Source organism: Thermosphaera sp., from assembly GCA_038827615.1.
Classification (GTDB): Archaea; Thermoproteota; Thermoprotei_A; order Sulfolobales; family Desulfurococcaceae; genus Thermosphaera.
In genome coordinates, this window is the sequence record JAWBNK010000001.1 from 1 (window position 1) to 14,814 (window position 14,814).

Annotated in this window: 16 protein-coding genes, 1 tRNA gene and 1 CRISPR repeat array (1 of these 18 only partly in view); of the genes, 9 read left to right on the top strand and 8 right to left on the bottom strand. The window is 54.5% G+C overall.

Annotated elements, in window-relative coordinates; translation table 11 throughout:
- Window positions 1–193 (top strand): hypothetical protein (locus QXH45_00005; GenBank protein ID MEM2077641.1); only part of this gene is annotated, 193 nt, incomplete at its 5' end.
- 15 nt (window positions 194–208) lie between these two features.
- On the opposite strand, the gene QXH45_00010 is transcribed toward QXH45_00005, so the two are convergent.
- Window positions 209–3,058, bottom strand: coding sequence for a DEAD/DEAH box helicase (locus QXH45_00010; protein ID MEM2077642.1), 2,850 nt, complete (start codon window positions 3,056–3,058; stop codon window positions 209–211).
- Between the two features lie 12 nt (window positions 3,059–3,070).
- Here QXH45_00010 and QXH45_00015 point away from each other — a divergent pair, with 12 nt between their 5' ends.
- Window positions 3,071–4,951 carry a DUF87 domain-containing protein gene (locus tag QXH45_00015; GenBank protein MEM2077643.1) on the top strand — a complete coding sequence of 627 codons (1,881 nt, stop codon included), beginning with the start codon at window positions 3,071–3,073 and terminating at the stop codon, window positions 4,949–4,951.
- 21 nt (window positions 4,952–4,972) lie between these two features.
- The gene (locus QXH45_00020; GenBank protein MEM2077644.1) at window positions 4,973–5,284 is read left to right on the top strand and encodes a hypothetical protein; all 312 of its coding nucleotides are present in this window, start codon (window positions 4,973–4,975) and stop codon (window positions 5,282–5,284) included.
- Here the strand turns inward: QXH45_00020 and QXH45_00025 are convergent.
- A complete protein-coding gene (locus QXH45_00025; GenBank protein MEM2077645.1) occupies window positions 5,265–5,645 on the bottom strand; it encodes a hypothetical protein in 381 nt (126 codons plus the stop codon). The two genes, QXH45_00020 and QXH45_00025, sit on opposite strands and share 20 nt — an antisense overlap.
- An 80-nt stretch (window positions 5,646–5,725) precedes the next feature.
- Here QXH45_00025 and QXH45_00030 point away from each other — a divergent pair, with 80 nt between their 5' ends.
- Window positions 5,726–6,481, top strand: a complete 756-nt coding sequence (locus QXH45_00030) for a DNA polymerase sliding clamp (GenBank protein MEM2077646.1) — start codon at window positions 5,726–5,728, stop codon at window positions 6,479–6,481.
- Between the two features lie 2 nt (window positions 6,482–6,483).
- On the opposite strand, the gene QXH45_00035 is transcribed toward QXH45_00030, so the two are convergent.
- On the bottom strand, window positions 6,484–6,759 hold the full coding sequence (locus QXH45_00035) for a hypothetical protein (GenBank protein ID MEM2077647.1): 276 nt from the start codon (window positions 6,757–6,759) through the stop codon (window positions 6,484–6,486).
- A gap of 54 nt (window positions 6,760–6,813) precedes the next feature.
- On the opposite strand from QXH45_00035, the gene QXH45_00040 reads away from it, so the two are divergent.
- From QXH45_00040 to QXH45_00055, 4 genes are read left to right on the top strand one after another with little or no spacing between them, the layout of a single operon-like run.
- Entirely contained in the window at window positions 6,814–7,464 is a 651-nt protein-coding gene (locus QXH45_00040; GenBank protein MEM2077648.1) for a 2-oxoacid:acceptor oxidoreductase family protein, read from the top strand.
- Between the two features lie 3 nt (window positions 7,465–7,467).
- Window positions 7,468–7,752: a 4Fe-4S binding protein gene (locus tag QXH45_00045; GenBank protein ID MEM2077649.1), complete on the top strand. Its 285-nt coding sequence runs from the start codon at window positions 7,468–7,470 to the stop codon at window positions 7,750–7,752.
- Between the two features lie 7 nt (window positions 7,753–7,759).
- Window positions 7,760–8,935 (top strand): transketolase C-terminal domain-containing protein, encoded by a 1,176-nt coding sequence (locus tag QXH45_00050; protein ID MEM2077650.1) that lies wholly within the window; start codon window positions 7,760–7,762, stop codon window positions 8,933–8,935.
- A 4-nt stretch (window positions 8,936–8,939) separates the two neighbouring features.
- Window positions 8,940–9,845 carry a 3-methyl-2-oxobutanoate dehydrogenase subunit beta gene (locus QXH45_00055; GenBank protein MEM2077651.1) on the top strand — a complete coding sequence of 302 codons (906 nt, stop codon included), beginning with the start codon at window positions 8,940–8,942 and terminating at the stop codon, window positions 9,843–9,845.
- An 80-nt stretch (window positions 9,846–9,925) separates the two neighbouring features.
- Here the strand turns inward: QXH45_00055 and QXH45_00060 are convergent, their stop codons facing one another.
- A complete protein-coding gene (locus QXH45_00060; GenBank protein MEM2077652.1) occupies window positions 9,926–10,102 on the bottom strand; it encodes a preprotein translocase subunit Sec61beta in 177 nt (58 codons plus the stop codon).
- 61 nt (window positions 10,103–10,163) lie between these two features.
- On the opposite strand from QXH45_00060, the gene QXH45_00065 reads away from it, so the two are divergent.
- The gene (locus tag QXH45_00065) at window positions 10,164–10,418 is read left to right on the top strand and encodes a MazG nucleotide pyrophosphohydrolase domain-containing protein (protein ID MEM2077653.1); all 255 of its coding nucleotides are present in this window, start codon (window positions 10,164–10,166) and stop codon (window positions 10,416–10,418) included.
- On the opposite strand, the gene QXH45_00070 is transcribed toward QXH45_00065, so the two are convergent.
- From QXH45_00070 to QXH45_00085, 4 genes are all read right to left on the bottom strand, one after another.
- Complete coding sequence (locus QXH45_00070; protein MEM2077654.1) at window positions 10,402–11,142, bottom strand: geranylgeranylglyceryl/heptaprenylglyceryl phosphate synthase; 741 nt, start codon at window positions 11,140–11,142, stop codon at window positions 10,402–10,404. The two genes, QXH45_00065 and QXH45_00070, sit on opposite strands and share 17 nt — an antisense overlap.
- Window positions 11,111–11,476 (bottom strand): hypothetical protein, encoded by a 366-nt coding sequence (locus tag QXH45_00075; GenBank protein MEM2077655.1) that lies wholly within the window; start codon window positions 11,474–11,476, stop codon window positions 11,111–11,113. Before QXH45_00075 ends, QXH45_00070 begins: the two co-directional genes overlap by 32 nt.
- Window positions 11,477–11,502: 26 nt before the next feature.
- The gene (locus tag QXH45_00080; protein MEM2077656.1) at window positions 11,503–11,907 is read right to left on the bottom strand and encodes a metal-binding protein; all 405 of its coding nucleotides are present in this window, start codon (window positions 11,905–11,907) and stop codon (window positions 11,503–11,505) included.
- A 22-nt stretch (window positions 11,908–11,929) separates the two neighbouring features.
- Window positions 11,930–12,035: transfer RNA gene (locus tag QXH45_00085), tRNA-Pro, on the bottom strand.
- Between the two features lie 332 nt (window positions 12,036–12,367).
- Window positions 12,368–14,814: a CRISPR direct-repeat array (repeat unit 24 nt; unit sequence GAAACAATAGAGAAAAATTGAAAG); it runs 835 nt beyond the window's last position.

The following is a 14,814-nucleotide window of genomic DNA, read 5'->3' on the forward strand; positions in this document are numbered from 1 at the left end:
GGTTCTCCCTGATTGTTGCAGGGGTTTGAACACTGTTGTGATCCATGTTCAATTGCGATCACTTTTTATCGCGTCGTGGAAAAACGGTTTTCCCGGGGAAACGAGGGAAGTGGGGTTTCCTGGTTTATGGGAGAGTCTATGTGGTGTGGCAGTTGTCTCGGGTGCTGCCGCGCTCAATGGTGTTGGGCTTTAACGGGGTTGCTCGGCTCTAGGCCCCGTTCTTCTCGTCTATGTACTTCTTAGCCTTCAAATACTTCTTCTCGCTCTCGTAGATCTCGGTCAGCAAGTCCCCGCCGCTGCCGACTCTGCGGAGTATTCTAGCCGCCTCCTGGGTTCCAACCCCTCTCGCGGACAGGGCGAGGAGAGCCGTCCTCCCATACCTGTAGAGCATTATTGCTCTCTTAGCGAGGTCTTCCTGCAGGGCCTGCTCCTCACCGGTCAGCTTCTCTCCCTTCCTCACCTTGTTCACCAGCTTCTTCTCCTCTTCCCCGCTCGTCTTCACGAGGGCTAGCGTAGCCGTCCTGCACTTCGGGCAGACGTAGCTCTCCATTTTCGCGAGCTCGCGCACCGTTCCCCCTATCTCGAAGCCGCACCTGATGCACAAGAGCTTCACGCGCCTGTTGAGAAGCCTCTCCATGTACTGCTCGCGGTCAAGGGTTACCACCGACGGGGCCACAGGGATCTCGATGTAGCCGAGTAGCTCCAAGTGACCCTGGGCGAGCTTCTCGAAATACCTGCTCTCCACCTTCACCTCCCCCCTAGCGATCCCGTCGGCGAGAGCTTCCGCAGACTCCAAGTCGTAATCCCTGACGAGCACCTCCCTGAAGGCTTCATCGCCGATAACCGTGTCCGCGAAAGCCTCGAGAAAGCTCCTCGAAACCCTGGTCTCCCCGGGGCTTATCGCCCCGAACCTCTGCCCAACCTGGAATATCCTCCAGTAGAGGGCCTTACCGCTCCTGGCAACATCCCTTAAAACCCTCTTGTCGAGAACCCTCCTCAACCCTTTCAAGGCCTCCAAAACCGCGCCGACCACTTCCCTAGGGTGGTGATAGCCCTTGATCTTAACCACGACGAGGTAGGGGGAGGAGTAGGAGTCGACCTCGATGTGGGGAAGCCTTGTCTTCAAAACCCACGTCAAAACATCCCTTAAAAGATTGTTCACCTTGCTCCCAGCGTAAACGGTTATAAACAGGGAGTGGAGCTCCTCCACGTAGTCGACGCAAACCTGCCTCCCGCCGCAGAGCCCCTCAGCCACATCAGCCCTCACACCCCCCGAGGCGAGCTCCCCGTAGTCCCCGGGGATCCCTCCCCCCGCCCTCAGCGACGCCACCAACTCCCCTACCTCAGACGCTACTTCGAACTCAACAGGTATGTTCTCCCCCTCCCAATGAGGGATCAAAGCCTCTTCGAAGCCGGCCGCAGACCTCTCAACGTAGAGCTTCGCCTCCGAGTCATCGTATCCTACAACCCGCCACGCCTCCCCTCCCATTATGATCGTATCCCCCGGGTTTATGTTGAGGACGATGTACTCCTCGTTCAAGCTGCCAATCCTCCTGTTGCTCGAAGCCTCCACGACCACGACATCCCTGCTCGACGGGATCATGGAGGTCTTGTACAAGTATATCCTCGTCTTCCGGGTGGGCTTGAGAACCCCGTTCTCATCCCTCAGAATCCTCGTATAGATCAAGTACTCGACAAGCTTATCGTACTCCTCCCTCTCCAGCCCCCTGTAAAGGGGGTGATGCCTGATCTCCCTGTAGAACTCATCCCTGCTGAACCCCTCCCTGTGGAGGAGGATGTTGACAGCCATCGCGTAGGCGAGAACATCGAGGGGGCTGTAAACGACCTCCTCCCTCTCCAGCAGCCTGTTCAAAGCCCTCCTAGCTATGACCAGCGCCTCGAGGTAGTGTATCAGGTTGTCCATGCTCAAAACCACGCCCTTGGACTCACCCTTCAGCCGGTGGCCGCTCCTCCCAACCCTTTGAACAAGCCTAGCGGCCTGGCGCGGCGAGAGGTACTGTATCACCAGGTCCACGTGGCCGATGTCTATTCCAAGCTCCATGCTGGACGTGGCGACCAGCGCTCTAACCTCGCCCTTCTTGAACGATGCCTCAACGCTCTCCCTGTGGCTCCTGGAAAGGCTCCCGTGGTGAACCTCCACGTGGACGCCGCCGAGGCCGAGCCTCCCCGGGATCGTCTTCAACAGGGAGCCGAGGCGTTCCGCGAGCGACCGGGTGTTCACGAAGACCAGGACTCCGCGGTGCTCCATCATCAGCTCGATTATTCTCGCCATCCTAGCCGCCTGCCTTTCATCTCCGAGGAGCCCGCGCACCCCTCGGCACAGCTCGCTGTTGCACTCGGGGATTTCAACCTTCAAGCTCATCTTCTTAAGGGTTGAATCCTCCACGACGCTGGCCGTTTCCCCGAGCCCGACTATCTCCCTAGCCTTGTCGAGGCTTGACAGCGTTGCAGACAACGCTATCTTCACAAGCCTCCTCCCCAGCTTCCTCTCCAAGAGGTATGCCGTGGTGAAGGCGAGCAACCCCCTCTTGCTCTCCAAGAGCTCGTGGAACTCGTCGAAGACTATGAACCAGAGGTTTTCCAGCCTGGGAGCCAGCTTCTCGTTTATGAGGATGTAGTTGAAGTTCTCCGGCGTCGTCACGAGAACATGGGGCGGGTCCTCAAGTATCTCCCTCCGAACCCTCTCCGGGGTATCTCCGTGCTTCAGGGAGATCTTAAGCCCGAAGCACTCGGCGAGGCTCCTCAGCCTCCTCTCTATATCCCTGTTCAAAGCCCTCAAAGGAGTGATGTACACGCATGATATTGGCTTAAGCCCGTCCCTGAGTATCGAGAAGAGCACAGGTATCACGGCGGCCTCGGTCTTCCCGCTCCCCGTGGGGGCGATTATAAGGGTCGACTCCCTCCTCAAAGCAATGCTCTCGAAGCTCCTCCTCTGGAGCTCCGTCAGCCTCTCGTATCCCAGGTTTCTCAAACACTCGACCAGCTTGTTCGCCATCTCCTCATCCAGGCTAAAATATGTGGATAACCCTTTAATCATAGTTGCAGCCTCATGATAATAGTAGGGGCTGAGCCCGGCTCATCCCCGCCTGCAGGAGAAAGGGGTTCAGCGTTGGCCGGCAACGGGAGGACATGGGTTTACGCTCTCACCGCTCTCAACGTCGCCTTCCCCATTCTAATCGGCTGGCTCAGCCCCCCGCGCATACCCGGCTACTACGCTCCCCTAGCGAGGATACTTGCATTAGCCGCGTCCTTCTCCACAGTGCTCCTCGCTTCGAGAAGGCTGATCGCGAGCTCGTCTAACACAGCGGTCATCGCCGCCCTTGCATCCCCCGGGTTCTCATCCCCGGCCGAGTTCATCTACGCTGGAGCGCTGTCAGCGGCCGTAGCTTACGCGGCTTACACCAAGGGGCTCTCCCCGCTGAGCGCTCGGGCCGAGGCAGGCGAGTTGGCGAGCGCCGCCCGCCTGCTGGGGGAGTTGGCGAGGGATCCCGGCAGAGCGTTGAAGAACCGCTACACCCCCCTCCTCCTATCCGCCTCAGCCCTCTCGCTCTCGCTCGTAGCAGTATTATACTACGCCTCGTCCGCGCCGGTTTCAACGATCCTCCTGCTCACCCCGCTGTGGCTTTCGGTCGCAATGGGGATCGCGTCAGCGGGCTCGGGGGCCTCGGCGGCTGGAGCCGTGAAGGCTGGATTAATATCCGGCTTGAGCACGCTGTCGCTCATCCCCTCCCTGTACACTGCGTCAAGCGTAGACGCGGCGAGGATCCTGACGCCCTCCCCCGCCGGCTCCTCTGGAGCGATCATCAAGCTGGGGCGGGCCCTAGCCGTGCTCGAGCACGGGGAGCCCCGTGGAGAGTACAAGGGCTTCCCCCAGCACTGGGTCTCCCGGGGAAGGCCGTGCTGGTATTGGAGGAGGGCTGAGGGGGAGGTCGCCGTCCCCGTTGAATCAATGATGAACACTCACGCAGTCATCGCCGGAGCGTCGGGAGCGGGTAAGTCGACCCTTGCCAGGAGCTTGATCAAGCAGTTCTCAGCCGTGAAGAAGTCCATCCTGGTAATAGACCCGCACGGTGAATACTCGAACCTGGGCAGCCTCCTCGGCGACGTGAGGACGGTGGATGCGTCCGAGATATTCCTGAACCCGCTGGACCTCTCCGGGCTGAGCCCCCTGGACAAGGCCAAGGAGTTCTCTCAAACCCTCGCCCTCCTGTTCGGGCTCGGACCGCTTCAGAGGATCATGCTGGAGGAGCTCCTGGTTAAGACCTATGAGTCGAAGGGAATTATAGCCGGCGACCCCTCCACGTGGACCCGGCCGCCCCCGACTCCAACAGACCTCGAACACGCCTGTGCTGATTCAGCCGGGGGTGGCGAGGAGTACGCTAGGATATGCCCCTACGTTAAAGTCCTGGCGAGGCACTTTCCAAGGGAAGCCCCTGTCTCCCTGCCCTCCCTGCTCGAGAAGCCGGCGGTAGTCTCCCTCAACAAGCTGGCGAGCGATTTCTCCCGGACCCTGCTAGTTGAAACCCTTTTATACTCGATCCTCTCGGCGATGTACGGTGGGAGATTGAGCGATCTACTCATAGTGGTGGACGAGGTCAGGGCCGCCCTCCCAGGGGGAGTAGGGGATAGAATCCTCTCTAGACTCTTCTCGGAGAGCAGGAAGTTCGGCATAACCCTTATAGTAGTCTCCCAGGATGCTGGGAGCATACCGGGAGTAATCCTCAACAACGCGGGGTTGAGGATATTCTTCAACACCAGCGAGCCCGAGAGCCTTGAATACGCTGTTAAATCCGTGGCAGGGGTTTCGGATAGCGAGAGGGCTCTTGCCGTTTCAACAGCCCTCAAGGGGCTGGGTGCTTTCGAGTTCCTGGTCGACGTTGCAGGGTTGAACAAGGTATTTATTGCCAAAAACCCATATAGGAGTCTCTAGTTAAACCCCGGGTGGGATTGAATGTTTTCAGAGGAGGAAGAGGGTTTCGAGGAAGTAGTCAGGGAGGTCGAGGAGAAGGAGGTAGTCGAGATTAAAGTAGAGCTGCTGAAGCAGATGCTGGAGGTCAGCAAGATGTGGAGGAGAGTGCTCTCAGGGGAAGCCAGCATCGAGGAGCTGGCGGAGGCGGCGTCCTCGAGGGCTGATTTAAAGCCTGCTCCCCGCGCGAAGCGGGGGAAGGGGGGTAGATCCCCGCGCAGGTCGAGGAAAACCGGCGCTAAGGCTGGGTCTAGGAAGGCGAAGAGGAAGGCTAAGGCTAAAAGGACTGGTAAGTAACCTCGACTTTTTCGAAGCCAATGGTTTTCAACGCCTCCACGATGGCGTTTAAATCCATCCTCCTATCGAAGACTATTTCAACGCTCTCTCCACCGTTCCTCATCAACCTAAGCTTCTGGAGCACCGTCCGCCCCTCGAGGGACTCCCTGGGGTCTTTTGGGAGGAAGATGTAGTCTTCGAACTTCCTCCTGGAGTAGCTGTAGTACTCGTCGAAGCTTGCAACTATCCTAACCGCCTCGGTTAAATCCCTGGTCGAGCCTCTCGCCTCCTTGATGGCCGTTAGAAGCCTCAGGGCATCCTCCCTGCCGAGGACGACGTGCGCGCTCCGGGCAATATCTACGACTACGGTAATGCTCTTCATGAAGCCCACATTAAGGATTAAAGCATTGAAAACATTATAATAATGACTGCTCCAATAATACTAGAGGGAGAGGTGTCTGCTTGTTCAAAGCAGTCTACTCTAATGCTTCGAAAATGAAGTACGTCGCGCAGGCGATCGCTAAGATAATAGATGAAGCTCCCTTCTACGCGACCCCGGACTCGCTTGAGGTCAAAGTGCCCAGCCCGGATAAGACCATGATGACGATCATCAAGATACCCAGCGTCGCCTTCGACGAGTACAGCGTCGACGGCGAGGAGTTCTTCGTAGTGTCTTCCATGGACTTGAACAGGGTGGTTAGGAGGGGCACAAGGAACGATGCGATGGAGATGGAGCTCGACAGGGAGAACTCGGTCTTGAAGATCGTTTTCCGCGACAAGAAGAGCGGCGTTGAGAGAGCGTTCCTCCTGGAGACCAGGCCAAGGCCCCCGGAGCGGGTTCCAGAGATAAACATCGAGCTCGGGGTAACGGTTAAAATGACCTCCGACGACTACAGGGAGCTGCTGGGGGATTTGAAAGTAGCCGGCGAGACAGCCCTCTTCATGTTCCAGGATGGCAGGCTCGTGGTTAAGGCGGGGGAGCAGCAGAAGGAGTATGAGGGGGTCTTCAGCGAGGGAAGCCCGCTCATATACCTGTCCTCAGCGTCGATGAAGGCTCAGGCGAAGTACTCCGTTGACATGCTGCAGGTGACGCTGAAGCCTATTTCAGCGGCTAAGCAGGTGGCAATCTCCTTCGACACGGACAAGCCTATGAGGATAGAGTACGAGCTCGCGGGGGGCGGAACGATCATTTACTGGCTTATCCCGAGGACCGAGTAGGCTTAAGACTGGTTTTTCCCCGCTCCCTCGAGGAGGCTTGTCAACTCTTCGATAAGCTTCCTCCCCTCTTCAAGGCTCAGTCGAGACCTAGGTGCTGTCGCAAGCGGCTTCTCTGGCAGGGCGATCCTCCAAGCGGGGGCTGGGCAGACGCTTCTCTTAGCGCACAGTATGCAGCAGTGTATGTCGACTAGAACGTCCTTGAAGAGCGTGCACTGCCTAACGGTCTCGTACCTCCCGCAGACGCTGCACCTCTCCCAGTATATCGTCAACGACGACACCTCCTTCATGATTGATTAGCGCGCTCCAAGTATAAATTGGTTTCCGAAAACCCCTTGGGAAGGGCGGCAAACCCAATAGATTTAAAAAGTATATACTCATATATACAATCAAGCTTGGTGTTATCCATGCTTCTCGAAATAATATTCTACGGTAGGGGAGGTCAGGGAGCGGTGACGGCAGCCAACATCCTCGTTGAAGCATCAATGTACGAGGGGCTTAACGGGCAGGCGTTCCCCTTCTTCGGCGCGGAGAGGAGGGGCGCGCCCGTCACGGCGTTCGCAAGGGTCAGCGACAGGCAAATACTGAAGCACGGCATGTTCAACGCCGCAGACGTCCTAGTGGTTTTCGACCACGGGTTGATCGCGACGGGGGCCGCGGGGAGGGTTAAGCTGAAGAGGAACGGGGTCTTGGTGGTGAACTCGCCCGGGGAGGGGATCGACTACTCCAAGATCAACAGTGAAGGGGGCTTCAAGGCTTACGCAGTGGATGCGACCAGGATAGCTCAGGAGTCTAAGCTGGTCATAGCCGGGTGGCCGGTGGTGAACACGGCTATGCTGGGGGCCCTGATAGGAGCTGTCAAGATAGTGAGCATCGACAACGTCAAGAAAGCCATAGTCAACTACTTCGGGGATAAAGCCGGGGCTGTGAACGCCCAGGCCGCGGAGCGCGCGTACCGCGAGGTCAAGCTGGTTAGGGAGGTGTGAAGAGTGGACAGGGTTGAAGTAGTCAAGCCCGTTCACGGGAGGCTGCCTCTCACAACACCCTCTAAGGGCGTAGCAGGTAAAACCGGGCTGTGGAGGACCGAGAGGCCGGTGGTCGACAACGGCAAGTGCACGAGGTGCTTCCAGTGCGAGATATACTGTCCCGTCAACGTGATAAGGGTTGAGCCTGAAACCGGGGTTTCAATAGACTACGAGTACTGCAAGGGGTGCGGAGTCTGCGCCGACGTCTGCCCGATGAGGGCTATCTCAATGGTTCCGGAGGCGGGGTGAGCGCGGGATGGTTAGGAAGGCTTTAACAGGCAATCACGCGATATCCTACGCGGTCAAGCTGGTTAAGCCTGAAGTGATAGCGGCGTACCCGATAACCCCGCAGACGAGCATTGTAGAGAAGCTGTCGGAGATGGTTGAGTCGGGCGAGCTCGACTCGACGATGATCAGAGTTGAATCCGAGCACTCAGCGCTGGCAGCGTGCTACGGCGCCGCGCTCGCCGGGGCGAGGGCTTTCACGGCGACGAGCAGCCAGGGACTGCTGTATATGCACGAGGTGGTCCACTGGGTGTCTAGGGCGAGGATACCGATGGTGATGGCCGTCGTCTCCAGGACCATTAACGCTCCGTGGAACATCTGGCCGGACCACAGCGACTTCATGGATCAGAGGGATGCCGGCTGGATAATGGCCTACGCGATGGATAATCAGGAGGCGCTCGACCTGACCATTCAGGCCTTCAAGATAAGCGAGGACCCCGAGGTCTACCTGCCCGTCATGGTCGGCATAGAGGGCTTCATACTGGGACACACGACCATGCCCGTTGAAATCCCCGATGAGGAGCTAGTGAGGGAGTGGCTCGGGCCCCGCAGGCAACCCTACGTCGTAGATGGGAGCTCGCCGATAGGCGTTGGAGGCTTAACTATGCCGGAGGAGACCGAGGATATCTTCCACGGGATACAGGAGTCCATGGAGAGCGCTAAGAGGGTCATCGAGAGGGTTGACCGGGAGTACGGTAGGATGTTCGGGAGGAGCTACGGCGGGCTGACCCAGTGCTACAGGTGCGAGGACGCCGACTACTTAGCGGTCTCCATGGGGGCTTGGTCGGGGGATTTAATGGAGGCCGTCAACAAGCTCAGGGAGGAGGGCTACAGGGTGGGGGTGTTGAGGCTGAGGTTCTACAGGCCCTTCCCCCGCGAGGACTTGCTCGAGCACGCGGGGAGGTCTAAGGGCGTGGTAGTCTTCGATAGAGCGGTGAGCTTCGGGGCTTGGGGTCCAATATTCGCGGACCTCGTCGCCAGCCTAGCCGAGCGCCCCGAGAAGCTTCCCGCGCTCAGCAACATCGTCGCGGGAATAGCGGGCGTTAACATCACTAGCGAGGACTTCGAGAAGCTCGTGAAAAGGTTTATTGAAAGCGTCGAGAAGGGCGAGAAGCCCGTTTACTTCGAATGGTTTAGGAAGAGGTGATCGCATGGCTCAAGCCAGGCCGAAACCACCGATTCCATACGACATGAGGGATTCATTCCTACCCGGAGACGCTGCGTGCTCGGGATGCCCGATTCCAATGGGCTGGAAGGTCGTCCGCGCCGCGCTGGGCGAGAAGACAGTGTTCGTCATACCGGCGTGTTGTTCATCGGTCGTGGTGGGAGTCTACCCTGGTCAATCACTCAACTCGAGCATAGTGCACGTGCCCTTCGCGGCAGCCCCTTCTGTGGCATCGGGGATTGCAGAAGCCTATGAGAAGAGGGGGCTGAGGGATGTAAACGTCGTAGTCTGGGCGGGCGACGGGGGCACGGCCGACATCGGCATGGCTTCCCTGAGCGGTGCAGCCGAGAGGAATAACAACATAATATACATCATGTACGATAACGAGGCGTACATGAACACTGGAATACAGAGGAGTTCTTCAACCCCAAGGGGGGCTTGGACGACCACTACGCCCGTGTCGGGGAAGACCGAGCAGAAGAAGGATGTAGCGAAGATCATGATCGCCCACGACGTGCCCTACGTGGCGACGGCCAGCGTGGCCTACCCCCACGACTTCTACAGCAAGCTACAGAAGGCGAGAAGCATCAGGGGCTTCAAGTTCATACAGCTCCACGCGCCGTGCCCTGTGGGATGGAGGTTCGAGCCCCAGTACACTGTCAAGGTGGCTAGGCTCGCCGTTGAAACAGGGCTCTGGATACTCTACGAGTACCAGGGCAGGAGGCTGACGCTATCGGGTCCGAGCAGGCCCTACCTGGACCCGTCGAAGAGGAAGCCTGTTGAAGAATACATTAGGATGCAGGGCAGGTTCAGGAACATTCCTCCGGAAGCCCTCGAGGATATCAAGAGGAGCGTTGAGCTCAACTGGGAGTGGGTGAAGAAGCTCATCTAGTTTTTAACTGTTAACCACTTCTTTTAAAACCGCATGGTGTGAACGGGGCCTCCGATTAAGCCACAGGGTTCGAGGAGGGTTTAGGCTAGAGGTGCGAGCTTGGATAAAGCGATCACGGCGATTGTGAAGGCCACCATCACGCCTATGAGGACGTGGGGTTTAAGCTTGACTCCTACATCGCTCTCCTCGTAGAATCTCACGAGCCCTGCTGCCGAAAGGAGCCCGGGCCCCTCCCTCTTCTTCGCCTTCCTGCTCAAGGGTCTCAGCCTCCTTCTCCTATTTAATCCCAGAGGGGCTTAAATAATTGTGGTGTCTGGAGTGGAGATTAGGGAGGCTCAAAGCCTCATTAGGGAGAAGTTTTTCGAGAGGGATTCAGCCAGGGGTTTGTTCGCAACCTTCACATGGTTCACCGAGGAGGTGGGGGAGCTCGCCGAGGCTCTTCTCGAAATGAACAGGAGGATGCTCGAGGAGGAGCTCGCCGACGTGCTCGCGTGGCTGCTCAGCGTTGCCAACCTGGTCGGCGTGGACTTGGAGGATGCTTTCAGGAAGAAATATGTCAGCTCGGGCTTTTGACAGCTCTTATGATCTTGACGGCTGCTTCGGGGTCCTTCTCGACTATGGTTCCCGTGACCACGATGTCTGCGCCCGACTTAACCATCTCCCTGGCCTGCTCCGGCGACCTTATCCCTCCCCCCACGATGGTTATCAAGCTTGTGTGTTTTTTCACTATCGCGGGGAAGCTCGCTGGGACCGGCTGCTGCGACCCGCTCCCCGCCTCAAGGTAGATGTACTTGAAGCCCATCATCTCGCCCGCTAGAGCGTACGCTAGGACTATCTCCGGCTTCCCCACGGGTATGGGCTGCGCCCTGCCCATGTGCCCCACGGCCGTGTCCGGGTATACTACTATGTAGCCGGTTGGAAGGGGTTCGAGACCGTACTTCTTGACCAGCGGGGCTGCGACCACCTGGGCCTGCATCAAGTAGTAGGATTCGTTCGAGTTCATTAAAACCATGAATAATACCGCGTCTGCGTGAGGAGTCAAGCAGTTTACGTTGCCCGGGAAGACTATGACGGGGAGCCCCGTCTCCTTCAGCAGGCGGGCAGTTCTCCCCGCTTCCTCCGGGGTCACCCCTAGGCTTCCCCCGATGAGGAATGCGTCTGTCCCGGCTTCGCTCACGAGCTTGGCCGTCTTCTCCAAGCTCTCCTTGGTCGACGGCTTGTCGGGGTCTATTAGCGTGAAGTGTAGCTTCTCCCCTCTCGAGATCCTACTCGAGATCTGCTCGTGAATCCTCCCCAATCTCTCCACCCGTCTCCTCTGTTTCCTCGAAGCCTTCCTCCCCGGCTTCTCCACCCGGGGCTTGCTCGAAGCTGACTTGGATCTTCCCCTCTTCAAACAAGTCTATGAACTTGTTGTAGACATCTACTGCTTGGTAGAGGTCTGGCACTGGGCCCGGGTACTCGGCTCTCAGCCCGCACCTCCCGCAGCTGATCCTAGCGGTCTTGAAGCCCGGTTCCTCTGCCTTGGAAAACTCTACTGAGAGGGATACTGAGCCGCAGTTTGGGCACTGGAACACGCTCGGCATCCTAACTACTCTCTTCTGGATCTTCCTCCTCTTCTTCCTCCTCCCCATTTGAAACACCACTTGACGATCTCTTATCACTGTTGCGCAGTATATAATGCTTTCCTGAGCGTTGGCGAGAGGTTTTTCTCGAGGACTTCGAAGGCGATCTTAACGCACGTGTCAGCGTCCAAGGCCAAGTCCCTCTTCTTCCCAAGCCTCAGGGCCAGCTCCACTCCCACCAGGTGCTTGCAGGCAAGAGTCTTCCTGGTGGATGCAACCCTGATCATGAAGTCCTTGCAGCTGCAGAAGCTCCTCGGCACTATTAAGTAGTCGCTCCTCGGGCCCATGTAAACCCACACGTCCACCGTTCTCTCCCCGAGCGTGCAGGAGATTTTCACAAACCTTTTCTCGTAAACCTCGCTGATTATTTCGCGCGCTTCAGGAGAATCCGGAGCAATCGACTCCAAGTATCTCGCAGTATCCCTCACATCCAAAACCATCAACCAGCCTGGATAATTAAGGTGGGCCCGCGGGGATTTGAACCCCGGGTCACGGGGAGTTCCGCCTCCAGCGGCGCACAGCCCAGGTCCCGAACCCCGCATCCTAGTCCAAGCTAGACGACGGGCCCATCCACTAATCCATATTAAACAACAAGGGATTTTAATACTTAGCAAACACCTGAAACACCATCCCGGGAAACCCCGGGAAAAAGCCGCCGCCGCGTCGAGGAACGAAGTGATCACTTCTCGTCACGGAAACGAACACAGTTCAGAAAACACGCAGAGTGCCGCGGATAAACATTATGCAAAATCCCGGGGAGCCCCGGGAAAACCCCCGGGTCCGCGCCGCGGACCCGGGTGATCAACCCCTCATCAACCCCATGGACCCGGGCCCACAGAGGAGGCAGGGGAAAGACTTAAATAGAGGAAAACAAAATAAACAAATCAAAAACCAAAAACAGAAACAATAGAGAAAAATTGAAAGGATAGTGCGGAGACGGATCATGGATTTCGTTATGAATATTGAGAAACAATAGAGAAAAATTGAAAGAGGAATACAGCATGAGTGCTATTCGCGTACACCGGTACAAGAAACAATAGAGAAAAATTGAAAGCGACGACGCGGGGGTAACCTTGAACAAATGGCGGGCAATGGAAACAATAGAGAAAAATTGAAAGTATTTTTTGTCTAAGTTGGGGCTTATAAATAAGGCTTTTGGAAACAATAGAGAAAAATTGAAAGAGCGGCATGAAAGTGTTGCTGAGATCGGGCGTGATAATACAGAAACAATAGAGAAAAATTGAAAGTGAAAAACGAAATAGAGGCTCCAGGATTCTACCTTGTAGACGAAACAATAGAGAAAAATTGAAAGTTGCCCAATCAGCCGCGTCTTCCGACAATGTTAAAAAGTTGAAACAATAGAGAAAAATTGAAAGCTAATGCTCTCAAGCTGTTCGCACCTGCCCAGCTCGGCCGAAACAATAGAGAAAAATTGAAAGAATACGCTGCTGACCCCTGCCCCAATCCACGCCCGCCAGCGAAACAATAGAGAAAAATTGAAAGATACGTTTCAATCTTCCAGACTGCCCTGAGGCGAGACACCGAAACAATAGAGAAAAATTGAAAGCGACATAACAGACATCCAGGCCGCGTATCGCGATGGCTTCTGGGAAACAATAGAGAAAAATTGAAAGATACTCATGTTAATGGTAGATAACGATGACTACAGGTCTTAGAAACAATAGAGAAAAATTGAAAGCCTGTTTTCAAAAAGTACCCCCCTATATGGGTTCATTAAGAAACAATAGAGAAAAATTGAAAGATCTAATCGGAACTGTATTGGTATTAGGTGGCGTGGCATAGAAACAATAGAGAAAAATTGAAAGTCTTTTTCCCGCCGATGCTTCTAAACGTCCTGTCAACTGGGAAACAATAGAGAAAAATTGAAAGTGTTACGGCATACTATGATGAGCGTGAAGATATATTATGTGAAACAATAGAGAAAAATTGAAAGCATACTACTTATGTCGAAGTGTTCGGCGGATCTGCTAAGGAAACAATAGAGAAAAATTGAAAGCTTATCCATGGGGCTCGCCTACGCTAACGACCACGCCAGTCTGAAACAATAGAGAAAAATTGAAAGATCTTAAGCAGTTCGGACTCGGGAATATAGTTTTTACCGCGAAACAATAGAGAAAAATTGAAAGTGTTCACTGTCGACGGCCGTGAATATGTTGCTAACGCTTAGAAACAATAGAGAAAAATTGAAAGTGGGCGAGGAGCGAGCCCTGGAAATCATACGTAGTCTAAGCGAGAAACAATAGAGAAAAATTGAAAGTTACTTCTTCAGTTAGTTGTGGTGAATGCATGAAGTGCGGAAACAATAGAGAAAAATTGAAAGGACAAGTTCAAGGCATTCGATATGACAACGCGGGAGGAAATTGAGAAACAATAGAGAAAAATTGAAAGCTCTCACCTCCTCTATCCAAACCTCTCTGTTTCAATTTTCTCTAGTAGCTTGAAACAATAGAGAAAAATTGAAAGTTTTTTTACTATTCATCCTTCCTGTTTACGCTGACTCTGTCTCGAAACAATAGAGAAAAATTGAAAGTTCTTAGCTTTACACATATAAAATTTTTAAACTCTATGCCAGAAACAATAGAGAAAAATTGAAAGTATGTTCCAGCATCTGCGTAGAAGTCTATCCTGATCTTGTGAAACAATAGAGAAAAATTGAAAGGACTTTTGCCTTGTCTACCATGCTATCACCCGCAGTCGCAGAAACAATAGAGAAAAATTGAAAGGGGGTAGCTCGTTGGCTGCGAATATCATCTTCGCGTAGTGAAACAATAGAGAAAAATTGAAAGTGTTATCAGCGATCCTCACGTCTCTTACGATAAACTCAGCCTGGAAACAATAGAGAAAAATTGAAAGTGGCTATTCTAACGGGCTTGTACTCCCAGCCCATTATTTCAGCCAGAAACAATAGAGAAAAATTGAAAGGATTGGAATATGGAGACGGAGCCTGATAACCGTGGTGTTCAGAAACAATAGAGAAAAATTGAAAGTATCATTTGGTTGGAGTAGCTTGCTCCGAAGAGCCTTAGCGAAACAATAGAGAAAAATTGAAAGATGCTCAAGAAAAAAGTCATCTCAGACTTCCTCTGGTTTGCGAAACAATAGAGAAAAATTGAAAGACTGCTCTGGTTGGGTCTTCGCTGTCGAAGTCGAAAGCAAGGAAACAATAGAGAAAAATCGGAAGCTAATAAGTATGAACTCCACGCTTATAAACCTAACGCTTGCCGAAACAATAGAGAAAAATTGAAAGTGTGTCTAAGACCCCCCATTTTTTCAAGAAAAACACAAAAAGAAACAATAGAGAAAAATTGAAAGTTCATCGGGGGCAA